Origin of the sequence: Tolypothrix sp. FACHB-123, assembly GCF_014697075.1 — a bacterium.
Classification (GTDB): Bacteria; Cyanobacteriota; Cyanobacteriia; order Cyanobacteriales; family Nostocaceae; genus Aulosira.
The window spans coordinates 23,123-39,857 of the sequence record NZ_JACJRE010000015.1 but is presented as its reverse complement, the minus strand read 5'-3'; the positions used below and the strand labels follow the sequence as shown (position 1 = coordinate 39,857).

The following is a 16,735-nucleotide window of genomic DNA, read 5'->3' as shown; positions in this document are numbered from 1 at the left end:
GATGAGGGGGATGAGGGGGATAAGGGGACAAATTCTAATTACCCATTACCCATTACCAAACACCCAACACCAAACCCCAATTACCAATTACCCATTACCAAACACCCATTACCAAATGCTACAGAAATTTGCGATCGCTCTTTTCGGGTTACTCTTCAGTTTAGGTATCCATTGGTTGATGCTGGTTGGTGGTGCGCCAGTGGGGGCAAATCAAGGGTTGGGGTTGATGCAGGTGGGGAACCAATTTTATGATGCTGGGCAGTTTGCTTCTGCGGCAAAGGTTTGGGGTGAGGCTGCACAGGGATATGAGCAAGCAGGGGAAGTTAATCGTCAAGCTTTGGCTTGGAGTTTTATTTCTCTGGCTAGACAACAACTCGGAGAATGGCAAGCGGCTGAGGCAGCAATTGATACTAGTTTATCTTTGCTGAATCAGACAGATAAAGCAAGTTATCGCATCCATGCTCAGGTATTGAATGCTTTGGCGCGGCTACAATTGTTGGGTGGGAAGGGGGAAGATGGGGCGCAAGCGGCGGGTAAAACTTGGCAAGAGGCGGAGTTTTTCTACAGAAAAGCTGGCGATTCGATGGGGACGATTGGGAGTCAAATTAATCAAGCCCAAGCGCTGCAAACTTTGGGGCTTTATCGTCAAGCTAGAAAGTTATTGGTAGAAGTTCGGCAAAGTTTAGAACAATCTCCTGATTCGCGGTTGAAAATTACTGGGTTACGTACTTTAAGCGATATCTTTCAACAAGCGGGAGAGTTAGAAGCTGCACAAAAGATATTAATGCAAGCTTTAACAGTAGCGTCAAAATTAGAATTGCCCCAAGATGTCAGTATGACTTTGCTGAGTTTAGGTAATACAGCTCGTAGCCAAAAACAAACTCAAAAGGCTCTGGAATATTACCAGCAAGTAGAAAAAGTTGCGGCGGGTAAATTTCCACTGCTGGGGATGCAAGCCCAAATTAATCGCTTGAGTTTACTGATGGAAACAAATCAGTGGGGTGAGGCTGAGAGTTTAGGGGCAAAAATTCCCCAACCATTAGCGATTTTACCTCCCGGTCGCTCTGCAATTAACGCTCAAGTTAATTTAGCGAAGAATTTAATTTGTCTGCAACGCCAACGCAGTACACCCATTTGCCCACAGGAGAATCAGTCTTCTCAGTCTCAGGTTATAAATGAGGCATCAAACTCAGTAATTACTTCAATGTTGAATGCGGCAATTCAACAAGCCGAAAACTTGCAAGACCGCCGTACTCAGTCTTATGCTTTGGGTAATCTTGGTCAGTTTTACGAACAGCAAGGGGAATGGCAACAGGCGAAGGCATATACTAACAAAGCCCTCAGTCTCTCCCAGCAGATTCAGGCTGGTGATATTAGCTACCAATGGCAATGGCAATTAGGGCGGCTATTAAAACAAGAAGATAGTCAAGCAGCCATCGCCGCTTATTCCCAAGCTGTGAAATCTCTGCAATCAATTCGCAGTGATTTGGTGACGCTGAATCCTGATATTCAATTTGGCTTTCGCGAAGAGGTAGAACCAGTTTATCGGGAATTGGTGAATTTACTCTTACAAGGCGAGAACCCCAGCCAAGCCAACCTCAAGCAAGCGCGGGAAGCCATTGAAGCGCTACAATTAGCTGAACTTGACAATTTCTTTCGGGATGCTTGCGCCCAAGCTAAACCAGAACAGTTAGATAAAATTGTTGATAGCGCCGCCACTCCCACAGCTGTATTTTACGGCATTGTTTTACCAGACCGCTTGGAATTTATTCTCAAGTTACCCCAGCAAGGGAATTTACTGCACTACAGAACCCCAGTGGATCAAGCCGAGGTTGAGAGTACCTTAAAACAACTTCGGGAAAAGCTAGCCCAGCCTAAACCATCGAAAGACTTACCTAAAATATCTCAGCAAGTATATAACTGGCTACTGCGCCAAGCTGAACCAGATTTAGGGAAAAATAATATTGATACCTTAGTGTTCGTCTTAGATTTTTCCTTGCAGAATATACCCCTAGCTGTTCTCGATGATGGTAAACAATATTTAGTAGAGAAATATGCACTAGCTCTCAGTCCTGGTTTACAACTGGTAGAATCTCAGCCGTTAACGCAGATTCCACTCAATGTGTTAACCGCCGGAGTCAGCGAAGGCCGCACCATTGCAGGTAGAAACTTTGATTCCCTAACTCAAGTTCCCCTAGAACTAGAACAAATTCAAGCCGAAGTAGCCAAAAGTAAACAACTGCTGAACTCCCAATTAAGCGCCGCTAACCTCAGACAAGCAGTAGAGTCAGTTCCCTTCTCTGTCATTCACCTGGCGACACATGGTAACTTTAGTTCTAACCCCGATGAAACCTTTGTGTTGCTGTGGGATCGGTTACTGCGAGCCAAGAATTTTGATCAGTTGTTAGGAATAGGCGATCGCATCAATCCCCGTACAATTGAATTATTAACCCTCAGTGCTTGCGAAACCGCCACAGGCGACAAACGCGCCACATTAGGTTTAGCCGGAATCGCAGTCAGAGCCGGAGCGCGCAGCACATTAGCGACACTTTGGCAAGTAAAAGACGAATCTACCGCCGCATTTGCGATTCAATTTTATAAGGTGTTAAAGGATGAGAAGTTAACCAAAGCCCAAGCTTTGCGAAAAGCGCAACTATATTTAATAGAGAAGCATCCTAATACGAATTATCGCCTACCTTATTACTGGGCACCCTTTGTTTTGGTGGGTAATTGGTTGTAGGAAAGGGGGATGAGGGGAGAAAAGCATTAACGCAAAGCCCAGTTACCGCAAGGAACTGAAGTTCCTTGCTCATAGGGAAAGTCATCTCAAGATGACTAATACCAAATGGAAAAAAGAATGCGACAGATTGTAGGGGCACTGGCACTGCCATGCCCTCTATAATATTTTAATGTGTCGCAAAGATTATTTGAATTGGTATAAATATCCTCAAAATCTTGAGTCTACTGAAGTAGGGGCGGGTTCACAGATAATAGGTGTCAACTTAAGCTAAAAGCGATATAGGGCGGGCGTTGTACAAAAACCCTCGCCCTCATCCCCTCACCCCTTCTCCCCCAGGAGAAGGGGAATTAAATCTCTTGCTCCCCTCTCCCGGTGGGAGAGGGGCTGGGGGTGAGGGCAGAACGTTGTCGCCAAGGGGGTTTCGAGCAAATCCGCGAAGCGCTAAATTTACTGAAGGATTTTCTCAAAATTCTGGAATATAACCGGATTCACACTCAGGGTTCTGATGACTGGCACTTTAGTTTAAAGCTATGGTCAAGGGATAAAGAAAAGAACCTGAAACAGTTAAGGATAATTGTAGGTTGGGTTGAACGCAGTGAAACCCAACAAGCGACCGGAAATGTTGGGTTTCGTTCCTCAACCCAACCTACGCCATTTTAAGATTTTTGACGCTAACTGAACCGTATTGGGGTATAAAGCAATAGTTTTGTTATTTAAAGCTATGGTCAAGGGATAAAGAAAAGAACCTGAAACGATTTGATGAGGTATGGCAAAGCACAGACCACAAAAATCTCAAGAACTAGAAGCGAATTACACTGAAGATGAGGGTGATGCTGTTGTACCCCAAACTAAACTGGCGATATTTCAAGCGCCACCTTTACCTGCACACTTTGTTGAACGCCCAGAATATAGCGATGAATTAAAAACTCGCCTCCTCACAGAAGATAATTGCACCTTGGTAATTACAGCGATTCACGGTTTGGGTTCTGTGGGTAAATCGACATTAGCCGCAGCTTTAGCAGTAGATGCAGAAGTACAAACTCGGTTTTGTGATGGGATTTTGTGGGCAACATTAGGTCAACAGCCGGATGTGCTGTCTTTAATTAGTGGCTGGGTGCAAGCATTAGGAGACTATAGCTTTAAACCTACCAGTGTGGAAGCAACTACTAATCATTTACGGACACTGCTTTATGACAAAGCTGTGTTGCTGGTGGTGGATGATGCTTGGAATACGCAAGATGCACAAGCGTTTAATGTGGGTGGGGTGCGGTGTCAGGTTTTGGTAACAACTCGTGAAGGGGCAATTGCCGATGCTTTAGCAGCCAGCACCTACAGCCTGGATATCATGAAACCAGATCAGGCGATGGCATTGCTGACGAAGAAATTAAGACGGGAAATTACAGATGCAGAACGTCAGTCAGCCGCAAATTTAGCCAAAGGTGTTGGTTATCTCCCCCTAGCGTTGGAACTTGCAGCCGCCGAATTTGCTAGTGGGACGACTTGGGATGAACTATTGGCGGATATTCGGCAAGAGGTAGCGAGATTAACCAGTTTTGACCGACCCGAAGCAGAAGAAATTACCGATGAGGCGAGTTTAAAACGCCTGAGTTTAACGGCATCATTAAACTTGAGTGTCAAGAGAATACCTCAAGAAAAGCAGCATTTCGCTTGGTTGGGGGTGTTGCCGGAGGATGTGAACATTAATAAGATGATGGCGGCGACGCTGTGGGCAATGGATGAGCGTGATGCTGCCAAGATGTTGCAATATTTACGGAATAAGGCATTGCTATTAACAGGAGTACCCCTTGCTGATGGTACGCCTACCTATCGGTTACATGACTTATTCCATGATTTAGCTTGTAATTTGTTAACTGCTGCGCCACAGCCAAAGCGGACAGGAGATTTGCCAGGGTTAGGTTTAAATCTTACTGCTGCTCACGCTGCTTTTTTGGAGAAATATCGGCAGAAAACCCAGAATAATTTATGGCATACCTTGCCTGATGATGGTTACATTCATCAGCGTTTAGTTTGGCATTTGGAGAAGGCGGGACTCTTTGCAGAGATTCACTCTTTATTGTGGGAGGAGTCGGCATCTGGCAATAATGGCTGGTTTGAAGCGCGGGAACAATTGGCACAAACAGGGGGTTACATCACAGATATATCTCGTGCTTGGGAATTAGCCCAAAGGAATTTGACTGCATCAACATTAAGTTTGCAGTGTCGCTATGCTTTGATTACTACATCCCTGAATAGTTTGGCAGCTAATTTACCAAGAGATTTATTACTTGCTTTGGTCAAAAACAAGAAGTGGACTCCCGAACAAGGACTAGCTTACGCCCTGCAAAAACCAAAGCTAGAAGAGAAAATCGACGCGCTGGCAAAACTAGTCAATTATCTGCCACCAAATCTTCAACAATTAGCACTGCAAAAAGCACTTGCTGCTGCCAGGACGATTCAGGATGAGAATGATCGTGCCCAAGCCTTGAGTGTCTTAGCAGATAAAATGCCAGAAGTATTACCAGAAGCACTTGCTGCTGCCAGGGCACTTAGGAATGAGTATGATCGTGCCCAAGCCTTGAGTGCCTTAGCAGACAAACTGCCTCCAGAGTTGTTAAAAGAAGCACTTGCTGCTGCTGTGGTGATTCGAGATGAGAATTATCGTGCCCAAGCCTTGAGTGCCTTAGCAGACAAACTACCACCAGAGTTGTTAAAAAAAGCACTTGCTGCTGCCAGGACACTTGGGAATGAGAATTATCGTGCCCAAGTCTTGAGTGCCTTAGCAGACAAACTGCCTCCAGAGTTGTTGCCAGAAGCCCTTGCTGTTACCAGGGCGATTTGGGATGAGTATTATCGTGCCGATGCCAGGAATGCCTTAGCAGATAAACTACCACCAGAGTTGTTGTTAGCAGCTCTTGCTGTTACCAGGGCGATTCGGGATGAGAATTATCGTGCCGATGCCTTGAGCGCCTTAGCAGATAAACTGCCACCAGCGTTGTTGAAAGAAGCCCTCACCGCCGCTAGGTTGATTCGGAATGAGGATTATCTTACCCATGCCTTGAGTGCCTTAGCAGATAAACTGCCACCAGCGTTGTTGAAAGAAGCCCTCACCGCCGCTAGGGTGGCTCGGAATGAGTATTATCGTACCTATGCCTTGAGTGCCTTAGCAGGCAAACTGCCAGAAGTATTGCCAGAAGCCCTTGCTGTTGCCAGGGCGATTTGGGATGAGTATTATCGTGCCAATGCTTTGAGTGCCTTAGCAGATAAACTGCCACCAGAGTTGTTAAAAGAAGCTGTTGCTGTTGCCAGGGCGATTCGGGATGATTGGAATCGTGCCCAAGCCTTGATTGCCTTAGCAGGCAAACTGCCAGAAGTATTGCCAGAAGCCCTTACTGTTGCCAGGGCGATTGGGGATGAGTGGAATCGCGCCCAAGCCTTGAGTGCCTTAGCAGATAAACTGCCAGAAGTATTACCAGAAGCTCTTGCTGTTGCCAGGGCGATTGGGGATGATTGGAATCGTGCCCAAGCCTTGAGTGTCTTAGCAGATAAACTGCCACCAGAGTTGTTGCCAGCAGCTCTTGCTGCTACCAAGGCGATTTGGCATGAGTATTCTCGTACCCAAGCCTTGACCTTGAGTGCCTTAGCAAACAAACTACCACCAGAGTTGTTGCCAGAAGCTCTTGCTGCTGCCAGGGCGATTCGGGATGAGTACGATCGTGCCCAAGCTTTGATTGCCTTAGCAGATAAACTGCCAGAAGTATTGCCAGAAGCCCTTGCTATTGCCAGGGCAATGTGGTACGAGAATCATCGTACCGATACCTTGAGTGCCTTAGCAGACAAACTGCCACCAGAGTTGTTGCCAGCAGCTCTTGCTGCTGCCAGGATGATTCGAGATGAGAATGATCGTACCGATGCCTTGAGTGCCTTAACAGACAAACTGCCACCAGAGTTGTTGCCAACAGCTCTTGCTGCTGCCAGGGCACTTGGGCATGAGTGGAATCGTGCCAAAGCCTTGAGTGCCTTAGCAGACAAACTGCCACCAAAGTTGTTGCCAGAAGCTTTTGCTGCTGCTGTGGCGATTGGGGATGAGTATTATCTTACCGATGCCTTGAGTGCCTTAGCAGACAAACTGCCACCAAAGTTGTTGCCAGAAGCTGTTGCTGCTGCCAGGGCGATTCAAAATGAGTATTATCGTGCTAAAGTTTTGATACCTTTAGTAGAGAAACTACCAGAAGTTTTGCCCGAAGCTATTGCTGCTGCCAGAGAGATTGAGGACGGAATGACTCGTGGTGAAGTTTTGGTACCTTTAGTAGAGAAACTACCGCCAAAACTACTGCCAGAAGCCCTGACTGCGGCTAGAGAAACTCAGGAGAGCTATCATCGTGCTGAGGTTTTGATTGCCCTAGCCCAAAGATTCCCAGAAGTTGTGCCCGAAGCTATTGCTGCTACGGAGGCTATTCAGGATGAGTCTTGTCGTGGTCATCGTTTAAGTGAATTAGCCGAGAAACTGCCACCAGAATTATTACCAGAAGTCCTAGCGATCGCTCGGAAAATTCAGAATCATTACGAGCGCGCCCAACCTTTGATAGCTTTAGTAGAGAAACTACCAGAAGTTTTGCCAGAAGCCCTTGCTGCGGCTAGAGAAACTCAGGATGACTGTGATCGTGCTGAGGTTTTGATTGCCTTAGTCCAAAGACTACCAGAAGTTGTGCCAGAAGCTATTGCTGCTACCGAGGCGATTGAGCATCAATCTTATCGTGTCCGGAGGTTAAGTGAATTAGCCGAGAAACTACCACCAGAATTATTACCAGAAGTCCTTACTGCTGCTAGAAAGATTCAGGATAACCTTTATCGTGCCGATGCTTTGATTGTCTTAGCTCAAAAACTACCAGAAGTTTTGCCAGAAGCCCTTGCTGCTGCTAGGGCAATTGAGGATGAGCATTATCGCGCCGATGCCCTCACTGCCTTAGCCGACAAACTGCCAGAGGTATTACCAGAAGCACTTGCTGCTGCTAGGGCAATTGAGGATGAGCATTATCGCACCAATGCCCTCAGTGCCTTAGCTTTTGATCTGTCACAAATGCCATCCGCCATACTTTTTCCACTTTGGCGAGATACCCTTCATCAGTTATCTGTTCGCACTCGCCCTAATTTGCTGCAGGATATCAAAGCATTGTTTCCGGTTATCTTTGCATTAGGTGGTGAAGTTGCAACGGTAGAACTTGCCAGTGCGATCGCAGATGTGGGGCAATGGTGGAAATAATTTGTAATTCGTAGTTCGTAATTCGTAATACCCTGCGGGAAGCGCAAAGCGCTACGTAATGCGTAATTTACACCTCAAAAGTATGAAGTGCGATCGCTGCTCGACAAAATGCGATCGCACTTCACCCAAAATCAGCCTTATTTACCAAAATTACCTCATCCATAGAGAACCTTAACTCCTTCACAACCAACGAGATGAGGTTGTCTATCAATGAGTTCTCATCCATAGAGAACCTCAACTCCTTCATAACCAACGAGATGAGGTTGTCTATCAATGAGTTCTCATCCATAGAGAACCTCAACTCCTTCATAACCAACGAGATGAGGTTGTCTATCAATGAGTTCTCATCCATAGAGAACCTCAACTCCTTCATAACCAACGAGATGAGGTTGTCTATCAATGAGTTCTCATCCATAGAGAACCTCAACTCCTTCATAACCAACGAGATGAGGTTGTCTATCAATGAGTTCTCATCCATAGAGAACCTCAACTCCTTCACAACCAACGAGATGAGGTTGTCTATCAATGAGTTCTTCTTCGTTCACAACCAGATCTCATTCACAACCAACCAGCCAATTTTTTGCACCAATTAGTGTAAGTTGGGTTAAGCGCAGCGCAACCCAACATGAATTCTGAAAGCTTAACCGATATTTCGGTGTTGGGTTTCGTCCCTCAACCCAACCTACTCATCTGGTAAAAAATTCGGGATTAAAAGGCGATCGCTAGAAATTACGCATAATCACAGAATTATCACCCCAAGAATTGTTAAAAAAACCTAAAAATCTGTTATTTTCCCTGAACCGAAATCTACTCATTTTAAGACAAGCTAGCAGTAGCAACGCAAAGCTGAATTCAAAATTCGTCAGGAGTAAATCTATTATATGACCCTAGCTAAACGCTCATCTCGGATTCTGGAAAAAGCTCAAAAGAGAGCTTCGGGAATGCAAGCTATCGATCCAAATCTTGATTTTGGCAATTCTAACAGCTTGCAAAATATGCTGGAAATAATTGAGGAATTACGCAATAAAATCAACTCTCATAATACTGCTTTGGCTGGAATTGATGCCTCTAAAACTGATATTGACAACTTAGAAAAAACCTTGAGTGTTGTCTGTGAAAATATGCTGATGTCTGTTGCTGGCAGATACGGAAAAAATAGCTCTGAATATGTGCAAGCTGGTGGTGTGCTCAAGAGCGATCGCATCCGCAAAGGTACTATCACCCGCGTAAAATCGAATGCCAAGAAACCAAACATTGACCCCGTAGAAACAGCTTGAAGAAGGCAGAAGGAACAAGTCAGGAGGGGTTTGGATGCCCTTCTAACTTGAAAATGGGCATGGGGCATGGGGCATTGGGCATGGGAAAGACAGATTTTCATGCTTGGTTGTGCCAAAACCTAGCGTTTGAACGAAGTGAAACCCAACAATGACAAGACTTTGGGTGTTGGGTTTCGTTCCTCAACCCAACCTACATTTTAACAATAAAAGCCTTTCGAGTCCGTCAACCGTCAACCATCAACCGTCAACAGTCAACCATCAACAGCTACACTTCATGTATGCAATGCCTAATCTGTAGTTTGCAGCTGACAGCAAGGTACTATAGGTTTGTTGGCAAACTCTTCTAAGCCGATATCCCCTATTAATGTTTGCCAATCTGTGCGCCAGATTTGTGTTTCTGGTTGGCGACGGCGCATTTGGGCTAATAGAGTTATAGCATCGAACCAAATGCCATTTTCAACATAAAAAATGAGTCGATCGCGATCGCCTAATTGCTGCGAGGGAAGATGATTGTTTAATTTGACTTGTTGAATCCAGCCGTTGACATTGACAGCTTGAGTAACGCGATCGCAATTCATTTTCAAAGTTAAATACCAATGGTAGTTTTTCCCTGGCTCTAATTTCACTGTCGATGGGAGAGTGAGGGCGATCGCTCCTGGTGTACTGGTAACAGTGAAAGTTCCTTGATAAATTTGCTGATAATTTCTCGGATCTGAGTGAGTTTCGTCCCAAATTTCTAATTCGCCTACCTTGATATCTTTGGGCTGATAGGGAACATAAAACCAAAGAGTCGGAGAAGCTTCTAGGGTTAATCCCCAAACATGGCTGATTGTTGGCTCTGGTTCTACAGATGGAACTAAAGCCATCAAAGATTCATTAATATCCAGGGTTGAACAAATGTATCCGTCACGAGTTCCGCCGCCTTTGCGGTTACCTGGTGCGCCGCGTGGTGACAGTGGCGGGCGCTTAAATTTCACTGGGGAATTTTGCGCGAGTGGGGATGCAGTGGGAGAAAGGATTTGTTGGCGATTGGGGAAAGGTTGGGCTTTTGCTTTGTTAGCAGCAGAACTAATTGCAAATAAAGCTAATGCCAAAGCTAATCCTAATTTCCAGGAATAAAACTTAATCTCAGCCACAGTTTCCCTCCTCAAATTTAACCTTTTTCATCTTTGCCCCTTAACCGCACCGTATTGGTTGTGATGATGTAGGCGATCGCCAAAGCAATTGCTGAAGGAATCAAGGGCGCACAAATGCCGATACTAAACCAGCCAAAGCACAGGCTATTAAGAATGATAATGGCTGAGGCGATCGCAATTCGCTGATAAACCAGTGAATGAAATACCCAGAAGCATAAACCCCCCACAACTGCCCAACTCCCAATCCAAACAGCATCTAAGGCTTGCGGCCAAAACCGCAGTAAGGGGCGTTCTTGTTTGGCTATACTCAGCATTTGGCTCACCATTTGGGCGTGAATTACTACACCAGGCATTTTGCCGTTAATTTCGTTACTAAAGGGAGTAGAAAAGCGATCGCCCACTGATGGCGCTACAACACCAATTAAAACTAATCGGTCTTTCACCCATTGGGGTGGAAAATCGTTTTGCAGAACTTCTGTGAGGGTTACTTCTCTAGCTACTTTTTGGGCAGAACGGTAATTTAAAAGGACTTGATGACCGCGAGAATCGAGGTTGTGATAAAAGCCAGTATGATTTTCCAAGGGCTGGAAAACGGTAGATCCAAGCTTTAAGTAACCTTCGGGTGTGGCTTGTGGTTGAATACCTTCGGCATCTAGATAACGCAAGGCTAATTCCGCACTAAAAGCATAGGATGCTTGGCAAAGGGAATCACCTGGATTTAAGTGAAACAAATAACGCCGGACTGTACCATCTGGTTCCACTGCTAAATCGCTAAAGCCGACATTCTCGGCTGGGCTAGCGGGGGGAGAAGCAACGCCAAATTTGTTACCACCCTTTAGTTCTGGTTTACTGACTTCGCAGATTGTTACCAGGCGGGGGTTTTTTTGGATATGGGCGGCTAATTCGTGATGTCCTGGTTCTACGGGGAAATCGCGGTAGATATCTAAACCAATGGCTCTGGGTTGATGAACTTCTAGTTTCTTTATAGCCTGTAAAATTACGCGATCGCTTAGGGGATACTGACGCTGTTGTTGGATATCTTGTTCCGTAACCTTCACAACCAGTAAACGCTGATCAATGCCATGATTAGGTTGTAAGCGTGTCATCTGGTCAAAAGCCCAAAATTCCACAGGCTGAAGCCCACCTAAAAAACGCACCGCCATGACTAAGCCAGTAGCTACCAAGCTTTTCACCAAGATATTGGGTAGATGCTGCCATTCCAGTTGACGGTGAAACTTGCGCTTTTTCCTCGGTCGTAAATCCTGCCAAGTGGGCGGCACTTCCGAAGGATTTTGGTAAATCATTGGTAACCAAGTAGCACCTGGTAAATCCGTAAATTCTTCTAGACGTAATTGAGCTAGTCGCACCGCAGTATATAAAGGTTGTCCAGCCGCATATTCTTTGAGAAATTCTTTGAGAAAAGATTGGGCAACTTTATCTGGGACTATTTCTTGCATGACAATAATAATCGGCACATGTAAATCAGCTAACTGCTGCGCTAGTCCCAATCCTTCACAAGAGTTAAAAATGGCAATTCTTAATCCGTGTTGAATTGCTTCACTTAAGGCGTGTTTGAATTGATCGGTTTCAATACTTTCCTTTTCACTGAGACTAATTCGACCCCTTTGTTCTACCGTTTGGCTGTGTCCAGCAAAAAAGAAGATATCCCAGCCCTTGGGATCTCTCAGTTCGGCAATTAAATCTCTAGCTTGGGGCTGATGACAGAAAACTGACTCAGTTTCTTCTAGATTTTCAATAACTTGGCGATCGCTTTCTAAATTGAGATTTCGGCGATCGCCAAAAATAGCTAGCAGACGGACGCGATCGCTTAAAGTTTCACGTTTAGCATTTTCCCACACTTCATACTCTACCGGGCTGTAGCTAATGCCGACATTGGGGTAATCTGACAGCAAATCCCAACTATGCCAAGGTAGTTTCCATAAAGTTGGTTCTTTGGCTTTGATGGCTAACCGCAGAGTACCAGGCTGACTAGCTAACTCTTTGCTTAACCTTTCGCGGATTTTTTGCCATCCCCAATCCCCCGATGTTTGCAACCATTGATTGAGGTTAGCTTCTACTTGTCGCATCCATTGACAACAGTCGGCGGCTATTTCACTAGTAGCGCGATTTGTTGGTAAGCTTTCCTCAATTTCCCAAGCATCATTGCGAGCGATCGCGGTGAGATTGCGAAAGGATTGTTGCCATAAAAAATACAATCCTTCTATATCTGTGTTCGGTTTCAGCCGACCTTCAATTTCTCCCAAGGGTGAACCGCCATCTTCTCTGAGTTCTAGCGATACTTCAAACCCTTGGTGAAAGTTGCCTCTACCGATTTTGATAACTGCTACTCTACTCATAGTTTTTATTTCTCACGCATAGACGCAAAGAAGAATCCTTGGCGGTCTTGGCGTTATTGGCGGTTCGTTTATGCAATAAAGTCCTCACTCACACATACCCCTTCCAGGGACACCCGCACTTGAAATTGAGTTCCTGGTGGTGGACTAAAGCCGAGTTGCAACAGTTTATCTTTGCCTTCACCTTGTTCATCACTTCTGCTTTCGGCTTGTAAGCGAGTTTCACCGCCAGAAATCACACTCAGTTGCAGATTTGGTGGGAGTTTGTGCTGTTGGTTGATTGGTTGTACTTGCAATCGCACACCAATTTTTTCTTCGGTTTTTGGTCTAATGGTGACGACTAAGGCGACTTGGTAAGTTCCCAACTGTATCCCCAAGTCAATTAACCTCGCTTTACTTACTCCTGCTTGAGGATGTTCAGGCGCAATTTTACCTAGACTTAAGGCTGCTTCCCAACGAGTTTCTTCATCGTTGGCGGTGCGTAATAATTGCGTCAACGCTTCAATAGCTTCCGGGTGTCCAATGCCAATTTGTCCTAATACACCGGCAGCTTGACAGCGTTCTTTTTCGGGGCGATCTGATTGTAACAGGCGAATTAATGGCGCGATCGCTTCGGAAGATACTGTGACATCAGGATTTTCTGCACCGCGAACTGCACTCAATTCTCTCGGTGTCAACAGTGTTTCGACTGCTTGCCACATTTGTGCTACTATGCCGTCTGCTTTCTGTAACCATTGGCGTAAATTCACGGCTGGGACAGTTGCAGTTAAACCTAAACGCTGGTTATATAACTGCTGTCGCCATTGTTCGTTGGTGAGTAATGCTGACCACTGGGCAAAGGGTACTGCTAATCTCGGTGAGTAAATATCCGGTTTGCTGAGTTGCTCTAATAACTCCTGAGCGACTTTTGCCGATAACTGCGGTGGCGCTTCCCCTTGGGGAATGGTTTCTGGCTGGGGGAGAAATAGCGCTTGTGAGAAGTCTTCAGCTAGTACTTCCTGACTAATATAGTAAGTGCGATCGCTCTCATCATAGATTCCCTGCTGCTTGAGTTTTTCATAGCTAGCATATCCCCACACCCGCAGCCAAGATTGCTCAGAATCACCTAAATTGATTTGCACGGCGAGGTAATAATCTTTTCTCCAGCTAGGAATATCCACCCACTCGCAGGGAATAGCAAATTCCTCTAAATCGCTGGTTTCGCTAGGAACCAACAATAATCGCATTCCAGCTAACTCAATTGGCGTACCGTTGACAAATTCCCAGAGAGAGTCCCAAGTAATGTGAGAAATTTTACCTGGAGTTTGATTAGCTTCTTGTAACCAAGCCTCCAACCAAGGTACAAAACTTTTTAAACAAAGATAATTGAGATAAGCTTGACAGCGAGCTGCGGCGTTACCATGAAGTTGAGATTGCTGCCAAGCTTCCTGTTGAAGCTCTTGTGATAAATTCAACCAGAGCTGGTTAGGATAAATAGTAGAAAGTTTTCGCAATTTCAGCATTTTCTGTCCTTAATTTCTCTGGATTTCTAGGTAGAGCACATCTTTTGACAGCCAATCTTCAACCACTTCCCCGACTTGTTGAGTTTCTGACTTGAGGGAAATACCAAAACGGGTATTAATCCATCGAAGAAAAGAACGCTGCAACTGCTGTTTAGCTAAAATCAGGGTTTGGCTGGCATGAGAGTTAGATTTGATGTCTTGCTTTTGAACGTATCGCTGGCATATAATTTCTTGTTGCTGTGACTCTAATTGCTCAAAAGACTTTAATAATCCTGATTGAATAAGATTTTGGTAATAGTTTTTTAACCATGACTTGATATAGTTGGTTTGCCATTGGTTAAGTAACTTTAAAAAGCTTTTTTCTAATTGATTTTGAGCTAAAGTCAGTTTTTGTTGCGCTTGCTGTTGGCTAATGGGTTGTTCTTGGCTGAGAATTTGAGTTAACTCGGTGAGATTAATTTGTTGACCGTAACTCAGTTTCAGAATTTGCTGTGATTCAGGATCTAAGTTAGCGATCGCGGCAATTAATTGCACTTCAATCGGATTAGCAGAGTCAAGATGGGCAAATTTTTCCGTTAAAAATGTTTTAACATAAGCACTGGAATTAATTCGCTCACTTGTTAACTCTTGAAACTTTTCTAGCAATGGCGCTTCTACATTCTTAGAAATAAAGCGCGAAATTGTTCCCTGATGAACACCAATCTTACTACTAAACTGTTCTTGAGTTAAAAGTACCAAGCGATGGGGATAGCACAAAGGCATCACAGCTTGGCGGCTAGATTGAGGAATTTGGCTGCGAACACTGTCTAAGTTTTGCTCAATTGCTGCAATTTCTCTGTGTAAAATTTGGTCTATTTCTGTTGGTTTTTCTTCCTGCTCTAAAGCTTCCCAAGAACTAATACTTTTCAGATCCGGTTGTTGTACGTTAATAGCATCATAAGAAACTTCAGTAATTTGCGAAGATTGCTGTAATGCAGCAATACAGATATTCATCCATTGTTGAATCATTGCTGGCGTTACTGCTGCACCCACAGCTACTTGTAAAGGCGCACCAGGTTGAAATCTTTGAGAATTGTAGTCTTTAGCAGCTTCGACAAAATCAGAAAATTCTGGTTCTGGCCATTTTTCGCCTTCTCTTCTGTTGGGATGGTAGACGCGATTATTTTTGTAAACAGGCACAAAATAGCGCCAAGCAAAAAGATACTGGGAAATTTCCGGTTCTTTTGAGCCTGAGTTTTTCAGTACTTCTGTGATTCTTTCTTCCGCCTTTTGCAGTTTTCGGCGACTAGTCAGATCTACATCACACAGCAAATGCCATTTTGACTCCCAATTTACATAGTGGCGCATGATATTACGCAGCACCCCTAGCATATAGGTTTTAAGATTGGCTCGCGTATCATTACTAGTCTTGTACTTATGAAGATATTGCTGTAACTTCTCCCGATTACAAAGGTGTTCGTTAGTCAGAGCATACAAACTTTCCGCATGAGCCGCGTAAAAAGGCAGACGATACCAACTGCGCCAAATTAGATAACAGCGATCGCGATCGAAGTAAGCTAATAAGTGCCAGTGAGCCAGACGCTTCTCTAATTCAGGTTGGGAATCGTCATTAATAATTTCGCCAAAATAATGCGCGTAGTCGTTCACATCCCAATCAGGATGTAATTGCACCAGCTTTTCCATACGCGCCCGCAACCGATTTTGCATCAACCGTTTAAAGGGAGGATGACCGCCAGTTGCAGTAAAGTCATGTAATGTCCAGAATTGATCGCTCATTGCAGAGATTGTTCGCTCCATGTTGGTGGCTTGCTTGTTAAAAGCAAGAAACCAGTTTGACCGAAACTAGTACTGCTACCTTGGAAGTCAAAAGTCAAAAAACTTATATTTTCGGCTTTTGCAACCTTGGGAATGGTAGATTTCTTTCTGCCGTGGTGTACTAGTATCAAATTAATAAAACCAGATGTCAAAAGGGTTTCTGAGTTTGTAACTGTTGCCGAATCTGAGAAAACTGGAATAAACTCTTTTGCTCATTTTAACTTTGGGGTTGTTTTTACTCATCAAGCTTTTACAAATTGACAATCAACCAGATTCATAGGTTTGAATCCATTTATCTAGTTATTGCCTGAGTATTGCTTGCTTTATGCACTTATCTGAAAATACGGCAGAAGGCACAAGCCAGTAAATCTGTTTTGCCCAATGCCCAATGCCCCATGCCCCATGCCCATTTTCAGCAATTAATTTTTTAAATAGCTAGAAGCTTTTCAGGGTAATGGTTGCAGCTACTTTTCCTTGACAAATAAACAACTTTTGCATGAGGTCAAGTACATAAATTCCAAAAAACAACCCTATTAACTCTTATGCAAGGGTTCAAAGCCAACTCAAATCAAGTATAGGATTCATATTTGATTTTTGAAATACACGTAGGGGAGCCACTGCGTTGTACGGGTTTCCCGGATTAAAGCAAGT

General features: G+C 44.5%; 10 protein-coding genes. 4 read left to right on the top strand and 6 right to left on the bottom strand.

Annotated features, from left to right (window positions below; translation table 11 throughout):
• Nucleotides 1-115 precede the first annotated feature (115 nt).
• The 3 genes from H6G41_RS12370 (at nt 116) to H6G41_RS12360 (ending at nt 8,000) form a co-directional block, all read left to right on the top strand.
• The gene (locus tag H6G41_RS12370) at nt 116-2,740 is read left to right on the top strand and encodes a CHAT domain-containing protein (protein WP_190746491.1); all 2,625 of its coding nucleotides are present in this window, start codon (nt 116-118) and stop codon (nt 2,738-2,740) included.
• Nucleotides 2,741-3,112: 372 nt separating this feature from the next.
• Nucleotides 3,113-3,400 (top strand): hypothetical protein, encoded by a 288-nt coding sequence (locus tag H6G41_RS12365; RefSeq protein WP_206756942.1) that lies wholly within the window; start codon nt 3,113-3,115, stop codon nt 3,398-3,400.
• A gap of 106 nt (nt 3,401-3,506) precedes the next feature.
• Entirely contained in the window at nt 3,507-8,000 is a 4,494-nt protein-coding gene (locus H6G41_RS12360; RefSeq protein ID WP_190746489.1) for an NB-ARC domain-containing protein, read from the top strand.
• Nucleotides 8,001-8,121: 121 nt separating this feature from the next.
• Here H6G41_RS12360 and H6G41_RS12355 read toward each other — a convergent pair whose 3' ends face one another.
• Nucleotides 8,122-8,478 carry a hypothetical protein gene (locus H6G41_RS12355; RefSeq protein WP_190746488.1) on the bottom strand — a complete coding sequence of 119 codons (357 nt, stop codon included), beginning with the start codon at nt 8,476-8,478 and terminating at the stop codon, nt 8,122-8,124.
• A 403-nt stretch (nt 8,479-8,881) separates the two neighbouring features.
• Between H6G41_RS12355 and H6G41_RS12350 the strand changes: the two genes are divergently transcribed.
• Entirely contained in the window at nt 8,882-9,277 is a 396-nt protein-coding gene (locus tag H6G41_RS12350) for a hypothetical protein (RefSeq protein ID WP_190746487.1), read from the top strand.
• Between the two features lie 287 nt (nt 9,278-9,564).
• Here H6G41_RS12350 and H6G41_RS12345 read toward each other — a convergent pair whose 3' ends face one another.
• The 5 genes from H6G41_RS12345 to H6G41_RS12325 all read right to left on the bottom strand — a co-directional run bounded on the left by H6G41_RS12345 (nt 9,565) and on the right by H6G41_RS12325 (nt 16,236).
• Nucleotides 9,565-10,413, bottom strand: coding sequence for a DUF928 domain-containing protein (locus H6G41_RS12345; protein WP_308796209.1), 849 nt, complete (start codon nt 10,411-10,413; stop codon nt 9,565-9,567).
• 17 nt (nt 10,414-10,430) lie between these two features.
• Nucleotides 10,431-12,770: a CHASE2 domain-containing protein gene (locus H6G41_RS12340; RefSeq protein WP_190746485.1), complete on the bottom strand. Its 2,340-nt coding sequence runs from the start codon at nt 12,768-12,770 to the stop codon at nt 10,431-10,433.
• Nucleotides 12,771-12,838: 68 nt separating this feature from the next.
• A complete protein-coding gene (locus H6G41_RS12335; protein WP_190746484.1) occupies nt 12,839-14,269 on the bottom strand; it encodes a DUF1822 family protein in 1,431 nt (476 codons plus the stop codon).
• A gap of 9 nt (nt 14,270-14,278) precedes the next feature.
• Nucleotides 14,279-16,045 carry an XRE family transcriptional regulator gene (locus tag H6G41_RS12330; protein WP_190746483.1) on the bottom strand — a complete coding sequence of 589 codons (1,767 nt, stop codon included), beginning with the start codon at nt 16,043-16,045 and terminating at the stop codon, nt 14,279-14,281.
• Nucleotides 16,042-16,236, bottom strand: a complete 195-nt coding sequence (locus tag H6G41_RS12325; RefSeq protein WP_190746482.1) for a hypothetical protein — start codon at nt 16,234-16,236, stop codon at nt 16,042-16,044. Before H6G41_RS12325 ends, H6G41_RS12330 begins: the two co-directional genes overlap by 4 nt.
• Nucleotides 16,237-16,735 lie beyond the last annotated feature (499 nt).